Consider the following 23451-nt stretch of genomic DNA (forward strand, 5'->3'; position numbering starts at 1 on the left):
GCGAAATGAGCTACGAAGTCCGGCTGGACATCTTCCAGGGACCGCTGGATCTCCTTCTGTACCTCATCAAGAAGAACGAGATCGACATCTACAACATCCCGATCGCCCTGATCACGCAGCAGTACCTGGAAACCTTGGAATGGATGAAATCGCTGAACCTGGATCTGGCGGGGGAGTATCTCGTCCTGGCCTCCACACTTCTTTTGATCAAGTCCCGGATGCTCCTGCCGGACGAGACCCAGGACAATGCCGGCGAAGAAGAGACGGGGGAGGACCCCCGGCAGGACCTGGTGCGGCAGCTCCTGGAGTACCAGGCCTTCAAGGAAGCGGCGCTGCATCTGGACGGCCGGCCCTGGCTGGAGCGGGACATCTTCAAGCGGGGATCCTACCCGGATTTGCCGCCCGCGGGAGCGGAAGAGGAAGCGATCATGGAGGTCGGCATCGTCGAGCTGGTGGATGCCTTCCGGCGGATCGTCTCCTCCCTGGAACAGGAGGAGCTGATGCAGATCAACTCCGAGAAACTGTCCGTCACCGACCGGATCAACGAGATTCTCGAAAAACTCCGGGAGGCCGGGCAGATCACTTTCCAGGAGCTCCTGGAAGGCGGCCGGGACCGCCGGCGGATCGTTTATACCTTCCTGGCCCTGCTGGAACTGATGAAACTGCGGATGATCAAGGCCTACCAGACCGGACCTTTCGGAGCAATCCGGATATTCCCGGCCGTGGAGGAGGAACCCGATGGAGCATGACAAGGCCCTTGTGGAGGCGCTCCTGTTCGCCGCCGAGAATCCGATCTCCCTGGACCGGCTCCGGGAGGTCCTCGATATGCCGAAAGAGGCCGTCCAGGCGGCGGTCCTTGATTTGCAGCGGGAATATCAGGAACGGCGCGGCGGGTTCACCCTGGAAGAGGTCGCGGGGGGATTCCAGTTCCGGACCCTCCCGGAATACAGCACCGCGATCCGGAAGCTGAAAGGCCGCGGCCCCTCTTCCCTGACCCCGGCGGCCCTGGAGACACTGGCCGTGGTCGCCTACCGGCAGCCCATCGTCAAGGCCGACATCGACCGTATCCGAGGAGTCGACGCCGGCGGAACCCTCAAGGGACTGGTCGAGAAGAAGCTGGTCCGCATCGTCGGACGGAAAGACGTGCCGGGAAAACCCATCCTGTACGGGACAACCCGCAGATTCCTGGAGATCTTCGACCTTCAGGACCTTGCCGAGCTGCCGACCCTCCGGGAATTCGGCGAGCTGGCCGAGTAGATGCCATGACCGAAGAGCGACTCCAGAAGATCCTCGCCCGTTCCGGCGTATCCTCGCGCCGGAAGGCCGAAGAGTTGGTCCTCCAGGGGCGGGTCTCCGTCAACGGCGAGATCCGGCGGGAGCTGGGATCCAAAGCGGACGCCGTACGGGACGACATCCGGGTGGACGGCCGCCGGATCCTGCCGGACGAAACCCTCGTTTATCTGATGCTCCACAAGCCGGCGGGAACCGTGACCAGCCTGCATGATCCCGAAGGCCGGCCAACCATACGGCATCTTCTGGAGGAGCGGCTGGAGCGCCTGTTTCCCGTGGGGAGGCTGGATTACGACTCGGAGGGCCTCCTGCTCGTGACCAACGACGGTCAGTTCGCCCTTCGGGTGGCTCATCCGCGTTATCGCGTCCCGAAAACCTACCGGGTCAAAGTGCGGGGATCCCTGCCGCCGAAGACCCTGAGGAAACTGGAATCGGGAATCGATCTCCCGGACGGGCGGTTCACTCCCGACGCGGTGGCCATGGAGGGAAAGAATCCCAAGAGCACGTGGATCCAGATCATCGCCACAGAAGGAAGAAACCGGGTGATCCGCAGGGCTCTGGAAGCGCTCGGATACCCCGTCCAGCGGCTGATTCGCGTGGCCGTCGGGGGCGTTTCACTTGGGGATCTGGCGGAAGGGAAATCGCGGCCCCTCAAGACGAGCGAGATCCGCCAACTGCTGTCGTACGCGGAAAAGCCCGGAGAAAAAAGCCCCCCAAAACCGGCCGGATCGGCGGGCAAAGTCGCCTCCGGACGGAAGCCCCATGGCCGGGAGTATGGAGACGGGCCCCGGGAAAAGAAGAGCAAACGTGATTCCGTCAGCAGGTCCCGGAATCAACGATCCGGCAGGCCCGATTGAATGCCGGAAGGAAAGGATTGCTACCACATCGGCGCCGTAAAATTCGCTTGACATTCCGGGAAAAATCAATAATAGTCGCCGAAAAAATAAAACATATCCCCAAGTTATTCAATTTATCCCAATATCTGCAAGGCATGAGCACTCATCGGAAGGAGGTTTTATGAATAAATCCGGTCTTATTGAAGCGTTAAGCAAGCGGGAAAATCTGACGGAAAAGAAGGCAACCGACGTCATCAACTTGATTTTCAAAGGTTTCACCGATGAGTTGAAAAAAAGCGGTCGGATCGAAATCCGGGGATTCGGCAGCTTCGTGGTGAGAAAATACGAGGCCTATACCGGACGAAATCCCAAGACCGGCCGGAGCATTCAGGTGTCGCCGAAGAGGCTGCCCTTCTTCAAGGTGGGCAAAGAACTCAAGGAAAGAGTGGACGGGCTGGAATAATCCCTTCCGTTTCCAGGATTTCCCGACATAAACGGAACATTCGTCTCAACAAAAAGGGGGTCGTTCGCCGATCCCCTTTTCTTTTCCTGATATGCGCCGCTTCTCCCTCGCTCACATCCTGCTTTTCACGGCCACATTCGCCACGACGCTCCTCGCGGGCGCCCTGCAGCAGGGGGTGAATCCGCTGGAGGATCCTCTGTCCGTTTGGAAGGGGCTTCCCTTTTCCCTGACCCTGCTCTTCATCCTCGCAGCCCACGAATTCGGCCATTATAGGATGGCCCGGCGGCACGGCATCGACGTGACGCTGCCCTATTTCATCCCCGCGCCGTCCATCATCGGCACATTCGGGGCCTTCATCAAGATGAAGTCCCCCATACCCAACCGCAGGGTTCTCCTGGACGTAGGAGCCGCCGGCCCCCTGGCGGGGCTGATCGTCTCCGTCCCGATCCTCCTGGCCGGCCTGTATCTCTCCGATACGACGACCGCCGCTCCGGAAGGCCAGGGCATCGCCCTGGGGAGTTCCCTCCTCTTCAGCCTGCTCACCTGGCTCGTTCACGGCTCGACCCCGGACGACCTGAACCTGATCCTCCACCCCGTGGCCTTCTCCGGCTGGATCGGCCTCCTGGTGACATGCCTGAACCTGCTCCCGGTCGGGCAGCTCGACGGAGGCCATGTGGCCTACGCCGTTCTGGACCGGAGACAGAAATATCTCTCCGCAGCCTTTGTGGCGGGGCTTCTGATCCTGGGGTTCACCGGGTGGACGGGCTGGCTCGTCTGGGGGGCGATTCTGGTCGTCATGGGAGTCCGTCACCCGCCGGTCCTGTTCGAATGGATCCCGCTGGACGCGCGCCGGCGCGCCATCGGCTGGATCACCCTGGGGCTGTTTGTGGCGACGTTTATACCCGTTCCGTTCCGGGATTTCTAAGCCATTATTCCCTCTTCCCGAAAGCTGAAAAACCGGTTTTCCCCCACAATCAGGTGGTCGTGGATGAGAATATCCAGGGCCTTGGCCGTTTCCTGGAGGGTCCTGGTCAGCCGGACGTCCGCTTCCGAGGGCTGGACGTAACCCGACGGGTGATTGTGAACGAGAATCAACGCCGAAGCCTTGCGCTTGAGGGCGTTCTCCAGGACCTTCCGGGGATAAACGACGGCCTGGTTGACGATGCCCTCCTGGATCGTCTCGATGTCGATGATCCGGTTCCGGGCATCCAGGTATACGACAGAGAAGCGCTCGTCTTTCAGACCTCCCATGCTGGTGCGGCAATAGTCGAGGAGTTCCGCAGTACAGGTAATCTGGGGCTTTTCGACGGCTTTCTGCCGGAGATAGAGAGAAGCCATGTCCTTGACAAGCTTCAGGAGAATCGCCGTGTGGGGACCGATGCCTTTCCGGGCCTCAAGGTCTGCGATGTCGGCGTCCAGAACCGCGCGGAAGCTGCCGAACTCGGTCAGCAGCTCCTTGGCCAGGGGCTTTACGTCACCCTGCGGAACGCCGTAGAACAGGAGCAGTTCCAGCACTTCGTATTCATGAAAGGCATCGAGGCCCGCCTCGACGTACCTTTTTTTCTGGCGCTGGCGGTGCTGTCTGTAATGGGGAGTCGAAGCGGGAACCGTCATGAAGCCGGGCACCGTGATTCAGAGTTGTGCCGGTCCTCCGGCTGCGGCGGTGCCGTGGCCGGGGGACGGCGTTGACGTTAAGGTCGTGTTGCGTTCTTATCCTCCCTGCAGGTGGAGATCCCCAGGGCAACATAAGCGGGACAGAAACCGAGAAGCGCCGTACCGATGAGAATCAGTCCCACCAGACCCCACCAGCTTCCATAAACCCAACCGGCAACTACGATCGCCAATCCTGCGATGATGCGCAAGGTGCGATCCGTTTTCCCCACGTTGCATTTCATGGCCGCACCTCCCGGCTGCTTGCGGAAAACTCCGCTATGACCTGTCCGCGGACAGCCGGTCCGGAGCCGGACCGGCACATATTTGCGCGGTCGCTCCCCGTCAGGTTCCAGGCACCGGGAATGACGCCGTTTTCCATTATTTCTTTCCTCGCTGTTTTCAGGCCGATCCCGGGATCAACTCCGGATCCGGTCTCACCCGAGGTTGGCGTTCACGAAGTCCCAGTTGACGAGTTTCTCGATGAAGGCCGCCAGGTAGTCGGGACGCCGGTTCTGGTAATCCAGGTAGTAGGCGTGCTCCCAGACGTCAATCGTCAGCAGGGGCTTCTGGCCGTGGGCGACGGGCGTGTCGGCATTGGCCGTTTTCACAATCTTCAGGGCCCCTCCGTCCAGGACCAGCCACGCCCAGCCGCTGCCGAACTGGGTCGCCCCGGCGTTCTTCAACTCCTCGACAAATTTCTCATAGTTTCCCCAGGCCGCCTGGATCCTGTCGGCGACGGCTCCCGTCGGTTTTCCGCCTCCGCCCGGCTTCATGCACTTCCAGTAGAAGGAATGATTCCAGGCCTGGGCGACATTGTTGAAGATGCCCGCCCTGGCGGCGTCACCGGCGACCTTGCGGATGATCTCCTCCGGGGCCAGGTTTTCCAACTCCGTTCCAGCAAGGAGCTTGTTGCCGTTGTCCACATAGGCCCGGTGGTGTTTCCCGTAATGGAATTCAAGGGTGTTCGCGCTGATGACGGGCGCGAGGGCGTCTTTCGCATAGGGCAGTTCCGGCAGTACAAGTGCCATGGAGCGTACCTCCTTTCGTTGATGAATCGTGCGGGTTGAATGATTCCGGGCCTGAATCGGCGCCAGCATTCCATGTCCGAATATAACAATGAAACCGGTTTCCCGCAAGGAATGGAAGGACGAGAAAATGTGCGCCGGCACCCATCCGGAAACGGACCGTCAGGATTCCTTCGGACCGTTCACCGATGCCGCATCCGTGCGGACGGTTCCCTCTTCCGCATTTTCCGGCAGTGCCGCTCCGCCCCGCTTTCGCCCGAGCCAGATGTAGTAAAGGATCAGGAACAGGCTCCCTACGGCGGCCGGGAGGGCCGCCTCGCGGCCGAAGAGCGACAGGGCCAGACCGCCCGTGAGGCCGTAGTTCTTGAGAGTACCGAGGAGAATCAGGCTGGTGGCGGTTTCGTCTTTCACACGGAAGAATTTTGCGACGCGCCCCACGAGGAATCCGAGCACAAAGGTGGTTGCAAAGGCAATCGCCGCAATCGGAATCAGAACAGCCGGGTTCCGGAAGAGAATGTCCTGGTTGAGGCCCGTGATGGCGTAAATGACCAGGAAGAATCCCCAGTCGGTCAGAGGACCCCGGACCGGGCGGATTCGGAGATCCCACCCCCTCCAGAGGATCAGCCGTGAAGCCGCCAGGGGAAGGACAATGAGAACCAGGGCGTGCTGAATCAGAAGCAGGGGGTCCGCGAAATCCCCCCCCAGCAGGCAGAACAGCATCAGCGGCATCAGGACGAGTCCGCCCAGGTAACCCCCGACCGTCCCAACCAGCGAGACAAACAGGTCTCCCCGGAGATAGGTCGTGAAGGGAATGACGGCCACCGCCGGGGGCACGGCGGCCATGAGGACGAATCCCTTCCACAGCAGGTCCTCCCGGATCAGTAACGCGCTGAGGACGATAATGACGTTTCCGAGGACAAGGTAGTTCAGGAATATCCCCGTCAGGGAGGGAACGATCAGTTTCCCCGGCTTTCGGAACAGATCGTTGGAAATCCCAAGGGTGGACAGGGTCAGCACGACCGCCAGGGCCGGCAGGATCAGGGGTTTGATCCAGTCCGACGGCCCCGGGACGAGCAGTCCCGAACCGACCGCAAGGATGAAAATGACGTTTCTGTTCGCCAGAAGCGATCGGAAGCGAGAAATGGCGCACCTCCGCGTTTCAGGGGGACGTCTTCTCCCCCGCCCTTCCCTCCCTGCGGCGGAGGGCCAGACCCGCCATCAGAAAGAGAATGTTGACAAAAACGATCGTGGCCCCCGAGGGCAGATCCAGGGCAAAGGAAACCAGAATCCCCGCCAGGACGGAAAGAACGGCAATTGCCGCCGCTGCCGCCATGGTGGCCCGAAAACTGCTGGTTAGCTGAAGGGCCGTCACGGCCGGCAGAATCAGCAGGGCCGAGATGAGGAGCACGCCCACCACCTTCATCGACAGGACCACCGCCACCGCCGTCAACAGGCCGAAGACCCGGTTGATCGCGTCCACCCGGATGCCCGAGGCCCGCGCCGACTCCTCGTCGAAGGTCACCGACAGGAGTTCCTGGTAGAACAGGGAAACGGCCGCCACGACGACGACCGAGAGAATGACGGAAACGGCGACATCCAGGGGACCGATGGTCAGGATGCTCCCGAAGAGGAAACTGAACAGGTCCACGTTGAATCCTCCCGCCAGGCCGGCGATGAGGACGCCTCCGGCAATCCCGACGGCGGAGACGACGCCGATGGCGGCATCCCCGTACATCTTCGTCTTTTCGGCCAGTTTCAGGATCCCCAGCGCGGAGACCATCACGACGGGGATGGAGACGTAAAGCGGATTCCACTGGAGCCAGAGGGCCAGAGCCGCGCTGCCGAAGGTTGCGTGGGCCAGCCCGTCGCCGATCAGCGACAGGCGGCGCAGGACGAGGAAGACGCCCAGGACCGCGCACAGGACGGCGATGAACGAGCCGGCGATGAGCGCCCGCTGTACGAAACCGAAGGTCAGCCATTCCGTCCAGTTCATGGTTCTCTTCTCCCGCGGCCCTTCATTTCCTAACCTCCCCGCACCGGTTTTCCATGCAGGACCCGGCGGCCGTTTCCGGCGGAACGGGGTACGGCACCAGCCCGCCTTCACCCGTCGGAGCCCCGTGGCGATGGCAGATGACATGCTGGGCAAAGGCCCCGAAGATGCGGGTCACGTCTTCGGAATGGCAGAATTCCTCATACGTGCCGTAAAACACGATCCGCTTGTCCAGGTAAAGAAGCTTCGAGCTGTATCGGCCGATGGTCCCGAGGTCGTGGGTTACCATCACGATGGAGACCTGCCTCCCGGCATTCAGGTCCGACAGAAGCTGGAAGAACCGGTCCCGCACCTCCGGGTCGAGGGCGGAGGCGGGCTCGTCGAGGATCAGGAGGTCCGGATCGTTGACCAGGGCCCGGGCGATCAGGACCCGCTGCTGTTGCCCCCCGGACAGTTCCCCCACGGGGCGGTCCCGAAGATCGTCGATGTCCAGTCGTTCGAGGACCCGATGGACGGCCTCCCGGTCGTCACGTCCGAGGACCTTGGGAAAGCGCTTCCCCGCCAGCCTCCCCAGGGCGACGATCTCCCGGACCGTAGCGGGGAAGCGGGGGACGACGAAGGCCGCCTTCTGGGGCAGGTATCCCACCCTCGTCCAGTCACGGAAATCCCGGATGGACCGGCCGAAGAGCCGGATCTCCCCCTGCTCAGCCTCGATAAGGCCCAGCAGAAGCCGGATCAGCGTCGTCTTCCCCGAGCCGTTGGGCCCCACCAGTCCCACATAATCTCCTGTTTTAACGGAGAAACACAAGTCTTCAAGGACGTCCGCGCCATTGTACCGGAAGGTCAGGTTGCGGATGTCGAGAACGTCTACGGACATGCCAGGCCTCGCTTGAGGTTTTCCAGGTTCCTTTCCATCAGATCGAGAAACGTGACGCCCTTCTCCATGTCCTCCCGGCTGATGTTGGCGGCCGGGTGCAGCGTCAGGACGGCGGCTCCCGTCTCCCGGGATACGGCCTCGGCGATTTTCGGACTGACCAGTTCCTCCTGGTAGACGGCGGTCAGGCCATGGCGGCGGACCGTTTCGGCCAGCCGCATCAGGTCGCGGGGGGACGGCTCCGCGTCGGCGGTGAATCCAGGGTAGGCCGTATGGTATTCCAGCCCGTAGCGATGGGCCATGTATCCGAAGGCGAAGTGGCCCCCGTGGGCAATGACCTTTTTCCGGCAGGATGTCAGTGTCTCCCTGTATTTCCTGTCCAGGGCCAGGATCTTTTCCCGGAAGGCGGCGGCATTACGACGGTAGAAGTCCCCGTTGCCGGGATCCCGCCCGGCCAGGGCGGCGGCCAGGGAATCCACGATCAGGACGTCATTCCCAAAGTCGAGCCAGACATGGGGATCCGCACCGGCGTCGTCGTGGCCGTCGTGGGCGCGGCCGGCATCCCCGTCGTGATCCTCATGCCCCGCATCGCCCCGCCGGAGCGCAATCCCCCGGCTTGCATCGACGATGAGGAGATTTTTCCGGTCCAGACCCGCCAGGATTCGTTCCGCCCAGGGCTCCATGAACTTCCCCGTGTAGATGAAAACGGCCGCCTGCTGGATCCGGGTGATGTCCCCCGGCCGGGGCTCGAAAGCATGCGGCTCCACCCCGGGTGGCAGGAGCAGCGTCACGTGAACCCGGTCCCCGCCGACCTGGCGGACGAAATCATACAATGGGAAAAGCGTCGTCACCACTTCCAGTTTTCCCGGTACTGTCCCCGTATCGCCACCGGGACGGCAGGAGAAAGTCAGCAGGATCGACAGCACACAGACCAGTCCTGTCATTGCGACAAGTTGCCCGCGCTTTCCGATTTTCTTCATGAAATTCCTTTCCCTTTCCGGACCGTTCCCGCCGCCACCCGATCCGACGGCTGCGCAGCGGGAAGCCCCGAAGGCTCCCGTGACCCGGTTGCCCGGTGGCAGTCCGGACACAGGCCGAAGAACTCCAGGGTATGATGGAGCACCTGAAATCCCTTGGTCTGGCCGATGTCGGCTTCCAGCTCCCGCAAATCCCCCTCCAGGGCCACTTCCTCCGCCCGTTTGCAGTTCAGGCAGATGACGTGGTGATGGTGCGTATCGGGACAGAGCCGGTACCGGATCGTCCCGTCGCCGAAATGAATCTCATGAACGATGCCCCGGCCCTTGAGGAAAGAAAGTTCCCGGTAAACCGTGGTTTTGTTCACCCTGAGCCCCCGGGCGGCGAGAGCCTGGCGGAGATCGTCCGCCGACAGGAGCACGCGGCTGGTCGACAGGATGTCCAGGACGGCCCGCCGGGTCCGCGTGATCCGGCAGCCGGAGCCTTTTAAAATTTCTAATAATGAAGCTGTTTCCATGGGGTGCACATTTAACGCAACCTGGTTGCGTTTGTCAAGATTCATTCGGAATTGACCCGGACCGGCTTTTCCCGTATTGGTCAGCCGTCTGATTTTCCATGCCGAATAACCGGAGGGAAGTTGAAGAAGCGTAAACGCATCGGCCTTGCCCTGGGAAGCGGATCCGCCCGCGGGTGGTCCCATATCGGAGTCGTCCGCTGCCTCCAGGAGGCGGATATCCCCATCGACGTCATCTGCGGCGCCTCCATGGGGGCGGTCGTCGGGGGCTGCTGGGCGGCGGGCTTCCTGGGCGAGATGGAAACGCTGGTCCGGGAACTCCGCTGGCCGGACATATTCCGCTTCCTCGAGGTCCGGCTTCCCCGTTCGGGATTCATGGGAGGAGACAAAATCACCGCCTATCTCAAGGAGCGCCTGACGGACCTCCATATCGAAGACCTGCCCGTGGCATTCGGCGCCGTTGCCTCGGACCTGTATTCGGGAAAAGAGGTCTGGCTCCGGAAGGGATCGCTCATCGACGCCATGCGGGCGAGCATCTCCGTGCCCGTCATGTTCACCCCCTATCCCGAGGGTTCCCGATGGCTCCTGGACGGCGGGCTCGTGAATCCCGTTCCGGTCTCCCTCTGCCGCGCCATGGGGGCCGACATCGTCATTGCCGTCAGCCTGAACTCGGACATCCTGGGCAAGTCACTCTTCACCCGGGAACGCCGCCGGCGAAATCAGGTGATCCAGGAAAAGGTCGCCGACTTTCTGGACGCCAGCATTCCCTGGGGCAATCCTTCCGCCTGGCTGCGCCCCAACGGGAACTCGTCTCTCCGCGGTCCCACGCTGCTGGAGGTGATCACCCGGTCCCTCTACATCATGCAGGACCGGATCACCCGACAGAGGCTCCAGGCGGAGCCGCCGGACATCCTGATCTCGCCCCACCTGGCCGACATCGCCCTGTTCGAGTTCAACCGCGGGGCGGAGGCCATCGAAGAGGGATATCGCGCCGCCGGCCTGGTGATTCCCCTGATCCGGGACCGGATGACCTGAAGGCGCCCGGCATGAAAAGGGAATAACCGTTCCGTAAAGGAGAAAACATGGATCTGAACCCCGACCGGATCGCCGCCGCCCTCGGCGAGGTCCGCCGCCGTTCCCCGGTGGTCCACAACATCACCAACTACGTTGTCATGAACTCGACCGCCAATGCTCTCCTGGCGGTGGGGGCCTCGCCGGTGATGGCCCACGCCCCCGAGGAAGTGGAGGAAATGGCGGGCCTGGCCCAGGCCCTGGTGATCAACATCGGAACCCTGAGCGTTCCCTGGATCCAGGCGATGCTACTGGCGGTGCGGGAGGCCGCGAGGCGAAAGATCCCCATCGTCCTGGACCCCGTGGGAGCCGGCGCCACAACATACCGGACGAAGACAGCCCTCGAAATCATGGATGCGGTGCCCGTCTCCGTGCTCCGGGGCAATGCCTCGGAGATCCGGGCCCTCGTCGAGAGCGACGCGAAGACGAAGGGCGTGGACAGCCTGGACGACTCGGACAGCGCCGTGGCGGCCGCCCGGGAGCTGAACCGGAGCCGCGGAAGCGTCGTCTGTGTAAGCGGGGAAACGGATTACATCGTCGGCCCGGATCGCACGGTCAGCATCCGGAACGGCCATCCCCTGATGCCCCGCGTGACGGGCCTGGGCTGCACCGCCACGGCCCTCTGCGGGGCCTTTGCCGCCGTCGAGGAGGATCCGATGCTTGCCGTTGCCTCCGCCATGGCGGTCATGGGGATTGCCGGCGAGATGGCAGCGGAAAAGGCCGCCGGCCCGGGGACCCTGCAGCTGTACTTCCTGGATGCCCTCTGGCTCATGACGGATCTGGACATCCGGAACCGGCTCCGGGCGGAGGTCCTCCCGTGAAGGGCCTTTACCTCGTCACGGACCGGGACCTCTGCGGTTCCAGGACCGTCGAGGAGGTTGTCCGGCTCGCCGCGGAAGGAGGGGCCGTCGCCGTCCAGCTCCGGGAAAAGGACCTTCCCACCCGGCCCTTCATCGAGGAGGCGATCCGGATCCGGAAACTTCTGGACGCTCTCGGCATTCCCCTGATCATCAACGACCGCCTCGACGTGGCCCTGGCCTCGGGCGCCGCGGGGCTCCACGTCGGGCAGGACGACATGCCTTATGACACGGCCCGGCGGATCCTTGGCCCGAAGGCCTTGATCGGCCTGTCCGTCGAGACCTGGGAGGACGTGGAACGGGCGGAAGATCTCGACGTGGACTACCTCGGTGTCAGCCCCGTTTTTGCCACGCCGACCAAGACGGACACGAAGGAACCCTGGAGCATCGAAGGACTGGCGCGGATCCGCGCCTTTTCGCGCCATCCCCTTGTCGCCATCGGGGGACTGAACGCCGGCAACGCCGCCGCCGTGGTCCGGGCGGGGGCCGACGCCGTGGCCGTGATCTCCGCCGTGTGCGCCGCGGAGGACCCCCGGGAGGCCTCCCGGGACCTGGCCCGGATCATTGCCGGCGCTCTGGCGGAAAGAAAGGACAGGCCTTGACGGAGAAGCTGGTCGTCCTTGATTTCTCCGGGACGCTGTGCCTTGCGGCCCCCCGTTTCGCCGCCCCGGCGGCGCTCCATGAGGAGCTGGCAAAGAGCGGCCTGGCCGCCCTGGGCGTGACCTCCGAGGTGTTCTGGTCCGAACTGGTCAACCCGACGTGGACGGCGGGCAGCACAACCCGGGCGGGCTATCGCCGGGTCCTGACGGAGCGCCTGGCGAATCTGACCCCACAGGCCTCAAGGGACGACGTCGCCCGGTCCGTCTCCCGGTTCAGCAACGCCTACTTCCAGGCCAACTCCGTCGACCCCCTCTGGTCCGCCTTCCTCGGGACCTGCGTCCGGCAGGCCGGCCTGGCCGCCGTTATCGCCACGGACCATTACGCCGAGGCGACGGAAGCCGTCCTCGCCTCCCTGGCCGGGATCGGAATCCCGGGGCGCTCCGTGGAAGAAGCCCCCTTGTCGCCGCCCGGAGAAGCTGTCCTGGTGGCCAACTCGGCCGACCTGGGGACGCACAAGTCCGGCCGGGAGTTCTGGGAGGCCCTCCGCCGGCGCATGAACTGTCCTGAACTGAAAGGGATTCTGCTGGTGGACGACTTCGGGATCAACGAACCGGAAGGCGACGCTTACGGGGCATCAGAGAGGGTGATCCAGCGAAAGGCGGAGACAACGGCCCGCCTGGTGGAGGTCTTCCAGGCCCCCGTATCGTGCTTCTTCTTCTCGCTCCGGCCCGCCCCCGGCGAACCCGGGGAGATTCCCGCCGCAGCCCGGATCGACGAGGCTCTTGGGGCGCTGAAGCAATTCCTGGCGGCCTGACGGCGTCTCCGGTCACCGTCGCCTTATGCCGCTCCGTCTTCCGCCGGCTCCGGCGTTTTTTCCCCGCGAAACGCCGCCTCCGCCTCCGCGTGGATCTCCCCTTCCAGGCCCCGGTATTTCGGAGAAAAGTGAAACAGGACGATCCGCCGGGCCCCGGCCCGCCGCGCCAGCCACCCGGCCTGGCAGGCCGTCAGGTGGCGCTTCAGGAAGGCCTTGTCCCGCTCCTCATGCAGGAAGGTGGCCTCGATGAAAAGAAGGTCCGAACCCGCCGCGACGGCCTCGATACGGCGGACGTTTTCCCGGGTGAAGACGGCGTCGGTAACGTAGGAAACGACCATCCCGGGAGAGATCTTGACGGCCCGTTCCCGGAAGAGGCCCAGGGGCAGGATCCGCTCCGCCGTTCCCCCCTGTCCGTCCTTCCACCAGGCCCGGACGGGCGTGTCGTCCGGCTGTCCTTCCAGGATCCGCTGCCTCAGGTCCATCAGCCACGACCCCGTCGGCAGCTCCATCTCCTCCAGGACGTTGCGCTTGAAATTGATCCGGTTCTTCTCCTCGAACCGGAACGCCAGGCAGGGGATGCCGTGATCGATCAGATCCGCCCGCACCGAAAAGAGCCGCTCCTCCACGAGGAGACCGTCGAAGCGGTCCGTTTCCTCCCGCCCCTCGGGCAAGAATCCGGTCCGGCACCGGTAGCGGCGGGTGATGCGCTCCGGCGGGCGGACCTCCGTGGCGACAAGGACGAAGTCGGTCGCATAGTTCTCCACCAGGTTCCAGGTGTAGGCCTGGAGCTTGTTCTCCAGGCGCTCCAGGAAACCCGGGGGGCCGTACAGGAAGAGGGGCTGCTCCCGCCCCAGGCGGACCCGGAGGAGGTGGTCGAAGCCGATGAAATGGTCCATGTGGGCGTGGGAAACGAAGACGTGCCGGACCTTCAGGATGTTCCGGGGTACGAGGTTCCGGAGATCCCCCAGGTCGAAGAGGATGCCGTCGCGGCGGTACTTGCTGTCCAGGTAGACGACGGGATCCTCGAATGGATCGTTGACGAGAACGGCTCGGAACATGGCGCGGAAGGTTCCTCCGGTTTCGCGTCATTGTAGGCAATTTCTTGCCTTCCTGTAAAGCCTCCGGTAGATACGCCGGAAAGGATCGCTCCACCGCGGCGGTGGGAAAGGACGGGAAAACATGGACGAACGCTCACGGCAGGACCTGCTGGAATCGGCGGAGAACGTCAGGCTGGCCGCCCTCTACCTGCAGCAGCGCCTCATGAGAGGCGGCGACGAGGGCTTCCTGGAAGCCCGGCGGGAATACGAACGGCTGGTGGAGCGGTTCCGCCGGGATCATCCCGACGCCGTCACCGAGCGGCAGAGCCGGAACGCCCTGGAGGATCTCGATTACTTCCTCATCCTCGTCGAACAGGCCATTGACGGCTACCGGCGGGACGGCGGGTCCTGAGGCACCGCCTCCGGACCGTTCCCTTTCTCTCCCAGGTAAAGCCTCCGGACCTCCTCGTTGTCCAGAAGGTGCGCACCCGTGTCTTCCAGGCGCGTGACCCCGAGATCCAGCACGTAGCCCCGGTGGGCGACGGAGAGGGCCTTCCGGGCGTTCTGCTCGACGATGGCAAGGCTCACTCCCCCGCGGTTGATTTCCTGGAGCCGGCCGTAGATGTCCTCGATGATCCGCGGCGCCAGGCCGATGGACGGCTCGTCCAGCAGGATCAGCCGCGGCCGGGTCATGACCGCCCGGGCCAGGGCCAGGATCTGTTTCTCCCCGCCGGAGAGATTGCCCGCCTGCTCACGGACCCGTCCCTTGAGAACGGGATATTCCTCCAGAACCTGCTCCACGGCCCGGCGGACGGCGGCGCCGGCGCCCAGGGAAACACCTCCCATCTCGAGGTTCTCGCGCACCGTGAGGGTCGGAAACACGTTTCTCCCCTGGGGGATGTAGGCCATTCCGAGACGGACCTTCTCCTGCGGGTCGAGGCGCCCCGCCTCGGCACCGGCGAACCGCACGGATCCCCGGACCGGCTTGAGAAGCCCGAAGACCGTCTTCAGGAGGGTCGACTTCCCGGACCCGTTGGGACCGATGATGCAGACGATCTCCCCCTCGTCCACGCGGATGGACGTCCCGTGGAGGACCTCGATCTTCCCGTAGCCGGCAAAGACCTCCTCCACCTCCAGCAGGGCCTTCGGCCTGACGGTATCTTCCGGCACGCTCATCCTCCGAGATAGGCCTCGAGCACCTTCGGATCGCTCTGGATCTCCTCCGGCGTGCCCTCGGCGATTTTTTCGCCGTGGTCCAGGACGAAGATCTTTTCGCAAAGCTCGACGATGACGTCCATATTGTGCTCGATGATGAAGAACCGGCCGCCCGCCTCCTTCATCCGCACGATCGTGTCGATCATCGTCCGGATCATGGAGGGATTGATGCCCGCCGCCGGTTCGTCCAGCAGGATCAGTTTCGGCTCCGTCATGAAGGCCCGCCCCATTTCCAGCAGCTTCTGCTGCCCGTAGGAGAGGTTCCCGGCAAACTCGTCCCGGAGCCTGGAAATTCCCAGGATCTCCAGCGTCTCCAGGGCCTTCCCGAGATTTCGGACCTCCTGCCGCCGAATTTCGCCCCTCTTCCAGGCCAGGAATCGCAGGGACTCCCCTTTCTGCCCCCGGGGGGCCAGGAGCAGGTTGTCCAAGGCGGTCATGCCCGCAAAGACCCGGGACAGCTGGAACGTCCGGATCAGCCCCAGGCGGGTCATCTGGTGGGGGAGGCGGCCGTCGATCCGGACGCCGTCGAAGAGGATCTGCCCGGTTTCGGGCCTGAGCAGGCCGGAGATGATGTTGAAGAGGGTCGTCTTGCCGCTGCCGTTGGGACCGATCAGCCCGGATACGGCCAGACCCTCAAGGCTCAGGGTGCAGTCCGCCACGGCCCGGATGCCGCCAAAGGATTTGCTGACGCCGCGTACCTCCAGCATCACTTCCTCCCCTTCTCTCGGATGAGCCCTTCGGGACGGAAGACCATCAGGGCCACCAGAAGCGCCCCGAAGGCCATCTGCTGCAGGGGTCCCAGATACCGCGTCCACTCCGGAGGCAGCCGGAGAAACCGCAGCGATTCCTGGAGGAAAATGAGGGCGACGGCTCCCACCACGGGCCCCGGGCGGGTCCCTTTCCCGCCGAGGACCACGATCAGGAGCACCACGATTGTCTCGTTGAGCGTGAAGTCCGACGGGCTGACGAAAGAGGTGTAATGGGCCCAGAGCACCCCCGCCAGCCCCGCGAAGACGGAGCCGATGACGAAGGAGCGGGTCTTGAAGGCGAAGGCGTTCTTTCCGAGGATCTCCGCTGCCGTCTCGTCGTCCCGGACGGCCCGGAGGGCTCGGCCGAAGGGGCTCTCCGTCACCGCCCCCAGAACCAGGTAGGTCAGGAGCGCCGCAACCGCCGCCAGGCCCAGATATTCCGGGAGGCTCTCGAAACGGACCCCCAGCATCTCCGGTTTCGGAATGCCCGGAAGCCCCATGGGTCCCTTGGTCAGCCACACCTCGTTCTGGAAGACGAGGCGGAGGATCTCCCCGAAGCCCAGGGTGGCGATGCCGAAATAATCCCCCTGCAGCCGGAGGGCCGGGATGCTCAGGAGAAGACCCGTGAGGCCCGCCGCCGCGAGGGCCACCATGAGGCAGAAGGCGAAGGGAAACCCGGCGAGGCTGAGCAGGGCCGACGTATAGGCGCCGATGCCGAGGAAGGCCACGTGCCCGAAGTTGAACAGCCCCGTGTAGCCCACCTCGATGTTGAGGCTCATGGCGAAGATCGAATAGATGGCAATGACGACGCACAGGTGCAGGAGCAGATCCATATGTCACCCGTGAAGGCCCGGCATGATGCCGGGGGTGCAAAGGCCTCGCAAAATGGCCGCAGGCAAGGCGCACCCGCACCGAGAAGCGAGGCGTACCCCTGCGTACGCCGCAGCGACGAGGGGCGTGGTGCAACGCAGCATCCGGGCATTTTCCGAGGCTGCCATCAATCCATCCTCTTTCCCGTGACGATGTACGGTCGTGTCAGCAGAATTCCCACCATGATCGCGAAAGCCACGGCGTCCTTGTAGCCCGGGGAGATGACGAGTACGCTCAGGTTCTCCGCCAGGCCGATGAGGAGCCCCCCCAGGAGCGCCCCCCAGAGGTTCCCGACGCCGCCGATCAGGGTGGCGGCGAAGGCCTTGACGAGGTTGATGACGCCCATCTCGGGGTTGAGGTTCGTATCCAGGGCCATAAGAATCCCTCCCGTTCCGGCGAGGAGCGCCGAGACGACCCAGGCCGCCCGGATGGACCAGCGGGCGTTGATCCCGACCACCCGGGCCAGGTCCAGGTTGTCCGAGACGGCCCGCATGGATTTACCCAGGCTGGTCCGGAAGAACAGAAGGTAGACCCCGATCACGCAGATCACCGTAACCCCGATGATCAGGATCTGGTTTGCCGTCAGGCTCAGCCCGAGAAACCGGAATCCCCGGGTGATCTCGAGGCCGTAGGTCCGCACCTCGGCCCCCCAGAAGAACTGGGCGGCGTTCCGGAGGAGAAACGAGAGGCCCATGGCGGCGATGAGAAGCGTCAGGCGGTCCGCCTTCCGGAGGGGCCGGAAAACGGCGAAGTCCATGGCCATCCCCAGGCAGACGGTGCAGAGCAGCGCCGGCGCAACGGCGACCCAGAGAGGCAGGGAGAAGGGCTCCGAGACAAAGAGATAGAGGAAGTAGGCCCCCCACATGATCAGCTCGCCGTGGGCGAAGTTGACGAAGTTGAGGACCCCATAGATCAGGGTCAGCCCCATGGCGAAGAGGGCATAGATGCAACCGGCGAGGATGCCGTTGACGACGGATTGAAGGAGAATGTCCATGGGGTGCTTAAAAAAAGCAGGTTCCGGCGCCCCGTGGACGCCGGAACCCGTGCTTCGCAGAACCTTGCGGCCCTCCACCGCCGTCCCGTCCGGAGGATCGGGCAGCGTCGTTGAAGAGCCGTCGGCGGGTCGCCTTTATTTCTTGTAGTCGATGATCTTGCCGTCCTTGACGGTCCAGAGTCCCATGTCGGCGTTCAGCATGCCCCGCTTCGCGTCGAAGGTCTTGTCTCCCGTGACGCCCTTGTAGCCCTTGGCTACGGCGGGCAAGGCTTTCCGGATGCCCTCGGCGGTGTAGCCGCCCTTCTCGATGGCCTTCGCGACGAGGTACACCATGTCATAGTTGTAATCGCCGAAGATGGGGATCTTATCGTCGCCGTACTTCTTCCTGTAGGCGTCCTTGAAGGCCTTGTACTGCTTCGTATCCTGGGGAACGGAGGGATAGGTCCCGATGACCCCCTCGGCGGCCTTGCCGGCCAGTTCCACCATCTTCGGGGCCCGGGCTGCAGAGCCGCATAGCCACTGGGTCTTGATGCCCATCTCATAGGCCTGCTTGAACTGGACGGCCCCCTCGTTGATGTAGGTCAGGTTGACGATGGCGGCGGGGTTTCCCCTGTTCACCCGGAGCAGCTCCGTCCGGTAGTCCGTTTTCTTCTCGTCGAAGGGAATGATGTCCGTCACGACGCCGCCCATCTTTTTAAAGCTCTCCACAAACCCGTCCTTCAGGTCCAGGCCCCAGTCGTTGTTGACGTACATGACGGGCAGCTTCTTGTAGCCCATGTCGAAGGCCAGTTTCGCCAGCCGCTGTCCCTGCTTCGCGTTGGACGGGATGATGCGGAAGATGAACGGCCCGGCCTGGGTCAGCTTCTCCGCCGTTCCCTGGGCGGAGACCATGACCGCCTTGCTCTCCTGGGCCACCGGCGCCGCCGCCATGAAGTTGGAACTCCCGGCGGGTCCGAAGAGGACGGGCACCTTGTCGACGGTAATGAGCTTCCGGACCGCCGTCACGCAGTCCTTGGGCGTACTCTTGTTGTCCTCGTAGACGATCTGGATCTTCTTGCCCTTGATTCCTCCCTTGGCATTGATCTCGTCCACCGCCAGATCCACGCATTTCCTGAATCCTTCGCCATAGACGGCGATGCTTCCGGTGAGGGCGAAGGCGGCACCGATCCGGATCGTATCCTGGGCGGCCCGGACGGGCGAGGCGACGAACAGTACCAGGAGCACGATTGCAAAAAGCGCTTTGAATTTCGACATGATTGCGATCCTCCTCGGGAAAAGTATGTAGTACTTACCGGAGTATCGTAGAACCTGTCAATGAAAAAGCCGGGTTCGGAAAGCGGGGGAATCCGGGGCCGCAAACCGGACAAATGGCGGACTGACGATCCGATAACACCGCCCCGGGGCTATCGCCCCGCATCCTCGTAAAGGCCCCGGACCTCCGCGGGCATCTCCGCCAGCCGCTCCCGGGCCCGCTCCGGCGCCAGGGCCTCCAGGGACCCGTCGCGATTCTGGACGACACAGCCGCTCTCCACGACTATCCGGTGGCGGCGCTTCCGCACTTCCTTGTCGGGATGGCAGGCGATCTGGCAGTGGCCGCAGGTCAGGTACAGGGGATCGCGCATGAGAAGGTGATAGTGGCCGCCGGCAATCCGCGGCCAGCGCCCGTATTTCTTCATGGCGGTCACGATGGCGGGCAGATAGTCGTCGTCTTTCTCCGGGACGGGGAGCCGCCCGGGGGACCAGGTGGACCACTTTCCCGAAGGGTGGAGTCCCGTGAAACCTCCGCAGACATACTCGCAGCGCAAGTAGTTGCGGCGCTTCGCGTAGGTGAAAGCGTGTCCGCCCAGGGTGATCGTCGTCTCCTCGTCCGGGTCCATCATGCCGGATGCGCACAGGGCCTGGCAGAGGCGGCAGCGGTCGCAGTAGTTCTTCTCCGGCGCCAGGGGCTCCGTGGGCAGGAGTTCCAGCGTGGTGACGACGGCGCCGAGGATGACGGCGGCACCGCGTTCGGGATGCAGCACGTTCCCGGAGAGGCCAAAGGCGCCGACGCCGGAGCGGACCGCGAGGTAGCGGAGCGATACGTCGGGGTGCATGTCGATGGCACCGCGCCCCGTATCGGCCCGATAGACCTCGTTGGGCGCCACGGGGACGGAGGGGAAGCCCTTCTGGGACAGGTTTTTCGCCAGGCCCAGGGCGATGCCGCCCGCCTGGTTGTTCGTCCGGAAGTTGTCCCGCTCGTGGGACAGGCGATCCTTTTTGCTCAGGAACGGCTCGATGAGGGACGCGTCCAGGGGAACCGCGAAGGACACGGCGGACTTCGCCTCCGGCAGCACGTAGGAGAGGTCCGTCGAGGGGGGGCCTCCACGGAGAGTTTCGACCGTCACGACGCCGGCAGCGCAGGCCCCGTCCTTCATCACATAGTCCATCACGAAGCGGCTCATCTTCTCTTTCATCACCCTTCCTCCTTTCTCCGGCCGCGGCTGTCAGCGGCCGGCCGGGCAGACGGCCAGGCAGCGGACCATCAGGTAGTTGTTGTGCTGGGTCATGCCCATGATGCCGAGGCGCTCCGTCATGCTGGTCCTGGGGTTCGGGCTGTCCAGGGATCCGTCCACTTCCCGGTAGCCCAGGACGACCAGGGACTTCACCGAGGGCATGATTATGGTCAGTTCCGGTGTCCGGGGCGACTTGTAATCCCCTGCGGCAGCGAAGCCCACGACATCCGCGCCGAGATCCAGTCCATGCTTCCGAATTTCTTCCTTGCTCATCGCGTCTCCTTTCCCGCAACCGCCTGCACAACGCCTTTTCCCTTTCCCCCGAGGCGACTGTAGCGAGGTTTACTCATGTCATCCGGCGGCCGTTTCCGAATGGTCCCGCCGAACATGAATTTCGCGTACGAAACAAAAGGTCAAAAATTTTTACGCCTGGAGATCCCGGAGCATGCGCTTCAGGAGCAGGCGCTCCTCCGGCCGCAGGCAATCCATGATTTCGTCGTTGGCGCCGTCCCTGGCCCGGATGAGTTCACCGGCGGCTTCCCTTGCCTTGTCCGTGAGGGAGATCCGGAGGGTCCGCCGGTCGTCGTCGGCGATCTCCTTCACGATCCAGCCGGCCTCCGCCAGTCGGTCCAGGAGCCCCGACAGCGTTGCATAATCGAGAGTCAGGCGCCGGGCCAGCTCCCCCGCAGAGACCCCCTCGCCCTCGTGCAGGGCCAGGATCACCAGGCTCTGTGGCGGTGTCAGGCCGTACGGCTGCAGCCGCTTCTTGAATTTTCCATGGGCCTTCTGGTAGGCCTTGGACAGGAGGAACAGGATGCAGTCTTCGTACGGGGGTGCCATGGATTTGCCTCTTATGTTTCGTGTGCTAAATATCAAGCCGACGAAGTCGTGTCAACGGGATTTCCTTTCCCTTCGCCGTAATCTCCAGCAAGGGGCGGCGTCCGGTGCTTCGGATAGGGCGCTTTCTCAAAGGAGTTGCGGCGGACCGAGCCCCGGGACGGATTTTCATGGTTCCCGGCTGGGATCTATGCTACACAAACGCGTCTGCCCTCCCCCCGGGAGATGCAGGCTGGGAAAAGCGTCGCAGGGATCAGCCGGGTTGTTCCATTCATCTCAAAGGAGGTAGCGTATGGGAAGCATTTTTCAACTGAAGGTGGAGGACGGCATCGGAGTGGTCACCTTCGACGTGGCGGGCGATGCCATGAACACGTGGACGGAGCAGGCTTTCAAAGACTATTTCGCCCTCATGGACGATCTGGCGAAGGAGAAGGGTCTCAAGGGGATCCTCTTCATCTCCGGAAAGCCCGAAAACTTTCTCGCCGGGGCCAATCTCAAGATGATCTCGGAGCTGGAGAAACCGGAAGAGGTCCGGGAGGTGCTCGACACGTTCCACGGAGCTTTCGGGAAGATGAACGCCCTGGGAATCCCCATCGTGGCGGCCATTCACGGCCACTGCCTGGGAGGCGGCCTCGAGTTCGCCCTGGCCTGCACGGCCCGGATCGCCAAGGAAGGGAAGAACACCGTCATCGGCCTGCCCGAGTGCAACGTAGGGCTCTTCCCCGGCGGCGGCGGGACCCAGCGCCTGCCGAGGCTCATCGGCTACGGCGCCTTCGAACTGATTCTCAAGGGAACGATGCTGCCGGCGGCCAAGGCCCTGGAGATGGGCATCATCGACCGGTTGATCCCGGCCGGCGGAGACCTCCTGGCGGAGGCGAAGAAGTTCCTGGCGGAGATCGTCGCCGGCAAGGCCGAACTGAAGCGGCCGGCCCAGGATTTCTCCCAGGTCGATGCCGTGGCGGACATGGCCAAACAGGGGGTCCTCAAGGCCACCAAGGGCCGCGAGATCCCGGGTCCCATGCTGGCCCTGGATTCCATGCACCGGGGGCTAAAAGTCTCCCTCGACGAGGGCCTGAAAATTGAAAAGGACAACTTCGTCAAGGTGGTCATGGCTCCCCAGTCGAAGGGCAGCATCAACACATTCTTCATCAAGGGCCTGACGGACAAGCCGAAAAACATGATGTCGAAGGGATTCCAGCCCAAGGCCCTCAAGAAGGCAGCCGTCTTGGGCTTCGGCACCATGGGCCGGGGCATCGTCATCGAGATCCTCCGGAACACCCAGATCCCCGTGGTTGTGAAGGACGTCGAAGCGGCCCTCCAGCCGGGGAAGGATTTCGTGCAGAAGATCCTCACCGGCATGGCGGAAAAGAAACGCCTCAAGGAACCCGTGGATGCCCTGATGGCCCGGATCATCGCTGTTTCCAACTACACGGCGGATTTCAAGGACGTGGACATCGTGGTCGAGGCGGTCTTCGAAGAAATCGGGGTCAAGGAGCAGGTCTACAAGGAGCTCTGCCCCGTCGTCCCGGCGGACTGCGTCATCGCGAGCAACACGTCGTCGCTGGCCCTCGACAAGATGGCCCCCTACGTGACCAACCCGGAGCGCTTCGGCGGTCTCCACTTCTTCTCCCCCGTCTGGATGATGCAGCTCGTCGAGGTCATCCAGGGTGCGAAGACGACCCGGGAGACCGTGGACAACCTGCTCAACTTCGTGGCCCTCATCCGCAAGCGCCCCATCACCTGCAAGGACAACCCCGGCTTCGTCGTGAACGCCCTGATCTTCCCGTACATCATCAATGCGTTCCAGTACGTGGAGGAAGGGAACTCCATCGAGAAGGTGGACAAGGCCATGATGAAGTTCGGCATGCCCGTGGGGCCCGTCCGGTTGACGGACGAGGTGGGAATCGACGTCCCCGCCAAGGTCCTCAAGGGCATGGGCATCAACCAGAAGACGCTGGAGGCCGTGGTGGCCGACGGCCGCTGGGGCCTGAAGAAAAACGGAAAGGGCTTCTTCGTGAAGGACGGCTCCGTGGACCCGACGGTCCTGCCTCTCATCGCAAAGGCAGCCACGCCTCGCGAGCGCAACGATGAGCAGATTCAGGAAGGCATCATGGAGGCCATGCTGAAGGTCGGCAAGGATCTCCTGGACCGCAAGATCGTCGACGACGTCCGGATGATCGATGTCGGCATGATCTGGGGCGTGGGATTCCCGCCGGACAAGGGCGGCCCCATGAAGTGGGGGGACCTGACGGGCCTCAGCAAGAAGCTCTTCGGGAAGAACTTCTACTGAGACCG

General features: G+C 63.4%; 28 protein-coding genes. 11 read left to right on the forward strand and 17 right to left on the reverse strand.

Annotated elements, in window-relative coordinates; all coding sequences use genetic code 11:
* Positions 1-5 precede the first annotated feature (5 nt).
* From HPY65_11180 to HPY65_11200, 5 genes are all read left to right on the forward strand, one after another.
* On the forward strand, positions 6-749 hold the full coding sequence (locus HPY65_11180; GenBank protein ID NPU85040.1) for a segregation/condensation protein A: 744 nt from the start codon (positions 6-8) through the stop codon (positions 747-749).
* Positions 739-1257, forward strand: coding sequence for an SMC-Scp complex subunit ScpB (scpB, locus tag HPY65_11185; protein ID NPU85041.1), 519 nt, complete (start codon positions 739-741; stop codon positions 1255-1257). The genes HPY65_11180 and scpB overlap by 11 nt, the downstream gene beginning before the upstream one ends.
* 5 nt (positions 1258-1262) lie before the next feature.
* Positions 1263-2147 (forward strand): rRNA pseudouridine synthase, encoded by an 885-nt coding sequence (locus HPY65_11190; protein ID NPU85042.1) that lies wholly within the window; start codon positions 1263-1265, stop codon positions 2145-2147.
* 160 nt (positions 2148-2307) lie between these two features.
* A complete protein-coding gene (locus HPY65_11195) occupies positions 2308-2589 on the forward strand; it encodes an integration host factor subunit beta (protein ID NPU85043.1) in 282 nt (93 codons plus the stop codon).
* A gap of 91 nt (positions 2590-2680) precedes the next feature.
* Positions 2681-3514 (forward strand): site-2 protease family protein, encoded by an 834-nt coding sequence (locus HPY65_11200; protein NPU85044.1) that lies wholly within the window; start codon positions 2681-2683, stop codon positions 3512-3514.
* On the opposite strand, the gene radC is transcribed toward HPY65_11200, so the two are convergent.
* From radC to HPY65_11240, 8 genes are all read right to left on the reverse strand, one after another.
* Positions 3511-4203, reverse strand: coding sequence for a DNA repair protein RadC (radC, locus tag HPY65_11205; GenBank protein NPU85045.1), 693 nt, complete (start codon positions 4201-4203; stop codon positions 3511-3513). The two genes, HPY65_11200 and radC, sit on opposite strands and share 4 nt — an antisense overlap.
* 77 nt (positions 4204-4280) lie before the next feature.
* Positions 4281-4484, reverse strand: coding sequence for a DUF2892 domain-containing protein (locus HPY65_11210; protein ID NPU85046.1), 204 nt, complete (start codon positions 4482-4484; stop codon positions 4281-4283).
* A gap of 192 nt (positions 4485-4676) precedes the next feature.
* On the reverse strand, positions 4677-5270 hold the full coding sequence (locus HPY65_11215; GenBank protein NPU85047.1) for a superoxide dismutase: 594 nt from the start codon (positions 5268-5270) through the stop codon (positions 4677-4679).
* Positions 5271-5429: 159 nt separating this feature from the next.
* Complete coding sequence (locus HPY65_11220) at positions 5430-6284, reverse strand: hypothetical protein (GenBank protein NPU85048.1); 855 nt, start codon at positions 6282-6284, stop codon at positions 5430-5432.
* 142 nt (positions 6285-6426) lie between these two features.
* Positions 6427-7260, reverse strand: coding sequence for a metal ABC transporter permease (locus HPY65_11225; protein ID NPU85049.1), 834 nt, complete (start codon positions 7258-7260; stop codon positions 6427-6429).
* Between the two features lie 22 nt (positions 7261-7282).
* Positions 7283-8134: a metal ABC transporter ATP-binding protein gene (locus HPY65_11230; protein ID NPU85050.1), complete on the reverse strand. Its 852-nt coding sequence runs from the start codon at positions 8132-8134 to the stop codon at positions 7283-7285.
* Positions 8125-9075 (reverse strand): zinc ABC transporter solute-binding protein, encoded by a 951-nt coding sequence (locus HPY65_11235; GenBank protein NPU85051.1) that lies wholly within the window; start codon positions 9073-9075, stop codon positions 8125-8127. Before HPY65_11235 ends, HPY65_11230 begins: the two co-directional genes overlap by 10 nt.
* A gap of 32 nt (positions 9076-9107) precedes the next feature.
* Complete coding sequence (locus HPY65_11240) at positions 9108-9623, reverse strand: transcriptional repressor (protein NPU85052.1); 516 nt, start codon at positions 9621-9623, stop codon at positions 9108-9110.
* 120 nt (positions 9624-9743) lie between these two features.
* Here HPY65_11240 and HPY65_11245 point away from each other — a divergent pair, with 120 nt between their 5' ends.
* The 4 genes from HPY65_11245 to HPY65_11260 are packed head-to-tail and all read left to right on the forward strand — an operon-like array spanning position 9744 to position 12962.
* Positions 9744-10655, forward strand: a complete 912-nt coding sequence (locus HPY65_11245) for a patatin (GenBank protein ID NPU85053.1) — start codon at positions 9744-9746, stop codon at positions 10653-10655.
* Positions 10656-10702: 47 nt separating this feature from the next.
* The gene (thiM, locus tag HPY65_11250; GenBank protein NPU85054.1) at positions 10703-11512 is read left to right on the forward strand and encodes a hydroxyethylthiazole kinase; all 810 of its coding nucleotides are present in this window, start codon (positions 10703-10705) and stop codon (positions 11510-11512) included.
* Positions 11509-12150 carry a thiamine phosphate synthase gene (gene thiE, locus HPY65_11255; protein ID NPU85055.1) on the forward strand — a complete coding sequence of 214 codons (642 nt, stop codon included), beginning with the start codon at positions 11509-11511 and terminating at the stop codon, positions 12148-12150. Before thiM ends, thiE begins: the two co-directional genes overlap by 4 nt.
* Positions 12147-12962, forward strand: a complete 816-nt coding sequence (locus HPY65_11260; GenBank protein NPU85056.1) for a hypothetical protein — start codon at positions 12147-12149, stop codon at positions 12960-12962. The genes thiE and HPY65_11260 overlap by 4 nt, the downstream gene beginning before the upstream one ends.
* Positions 12963-12985: 23 nt before the next feature.
* Here HPY65_11260 and HPY65_11265 read toward each other — a convergent pair whose 3' ends face one another.
* The gene (locus tag HPY65_11265; protein NPU85057.1) at positions 12986-14020 is read right to left on the reverse strand and encodes a ribonuclease Z; all 1035 of its coding nucleotides are present in this window, start codon (positions 14018-14020) and stop codon (positions 12986-12988) included.
* Between the two features lie 121 nt (positions 14021-14141).
* Here HPY65_11265 and HPY65_11270 point away from each other — a divergent pair, with 121 nt between their 5' ends.
* Positions 14142-14411: a hypothetical protein gene (locus HPY65_11270; protein NPU85058.1), complete on the forward strand. Its 270-nt coding sequence runs from the start codon at positions 14142-14144 to the stop codon at positions 14409-14411.
* Here the strand turns inward: HPY65_11270 and HPY65_11275 are convergent.
* From HPY65_11275 to HPY65_11310, 8 genes are all read right to left on the reverse strand, one after another.
* Positions 14387-15175: an ABC transporter ATP-binding protein gene (locus tag HPY65_11275; GenBank protein NPU85059.1), complete on the reverse strand. Its 789-nt coding sequence runs from the start codon at positions 15173-15175 to the stop codon at positions 14387-14389. The two genes, HPY65_11270 and HPY65_11275, sit on opposite strands and share 25 nt — an antisense overlap.
* The gene (locus HPY65_11280) at positions 15172-15921 is read right to left on the reverse strand and encodes an ABC transporter ATP-binding protein (GenBank protein NPU85060.1); all 750 of its coding nucleotides are present in this window, start codon (positions 15919-15921) and stop codon (positions 15172-15174) included. Before HPY65_11280 ends, HPY65_11275 begins: the two co-directional genes overlap by 4 nt.
* Positions 15921-16796: a branched-chain amino acid ABC transporter permease gene (locus HPY65_11285; GenBank protein NPU85061.1), complete on the reverse strand. Its 876-nt coding sequence runs from the start codon at positions 16794-16796 to the stop codon at positions 15921-15923. Before HPY65_11285 ends, HPY65_11280 begins: the two co-directional genes overlap by 1 nt.
* Before the next feature lie 164 nt (positions 16797-16960).
* Positions 16961-17827 carry a branched-chain amino acid ABC transporter permease gene (locus HPY65_11290; protein ID NPU85062.1) on the reverse strand — a complete coding sequence of 289 codons (867 nt, stop codon included), beginning with the start codon at positions 17825-17827 and terminating at the stop codon, positions 16961-16963.
* Positions 17828-17962: 135 nt separating this feature from the next.
* Entirely contained in the window at positions 17963-19081 is a 1119-nt protein-coding gene (locus HPY65_11295; protein NPU85063.1) for an ABC transporter substrate-binding protein, read from the reverse strand.
* A gap of 149 nt (positions 19082-19230) precedes the next feature.
* Positions 19231-20280: an epoxyqueuosine reductase gene (locus HPY65_11300; protein ID NPU85064.1), complete on the reverse strand. Its 1050-nt coding sequence runs from the start codon at positions 20278-20280 to the stop codon at positions 19231-19233.
* 30 nt (positions 20281-20310) lie between these two features.
* Positions 20311-20592, reverse strand: coding sequence for a hypothetical protein (locus tag HPY65_11305; GenBank protein NPU85065.1), 282 nt, complete (start codon positions 20590-20592; stop codon positions 20311-20313).
* Between the two features lie 150 nt (positions 20593-20742).
* On the reverse strand, positions 20743-21159 hold the full coding sequence (locus tag HPY65_11310; GenBank protein NPU85066.1) for a MarR family transcriptional regulator: 417 nt from the start codon (positions 21157-21159) through the stop codon (positions 20743-20745).
* A gap of 289 nt (positions 21160-21448) precedes the next feature.
* On the opposite strand from HPY65_11310, the gene HPY65_11315 reads away from it, so the two are divergent.
* Positions 21449-23446: a hypothetical protein gene (locus HPY65_11315; GenBank protein ID NPU85067.1), complete on the forward strand. Its 1998-nt coding sequence runs from the start codon at positions 21449-21451 to the stop codon at positions 23444-23446.
* Positions 23447-23451 lie beyond the last annotated feature (5 nt).

The sequence above is a fragment of the Syntrophaceae bacterium genome (genome assembly GCA_013177825.1).
Lineage (GTDB): Bacteria > Desulfobacterota > Syntrophia > Syntrophales > PHBD01 > PHBD01.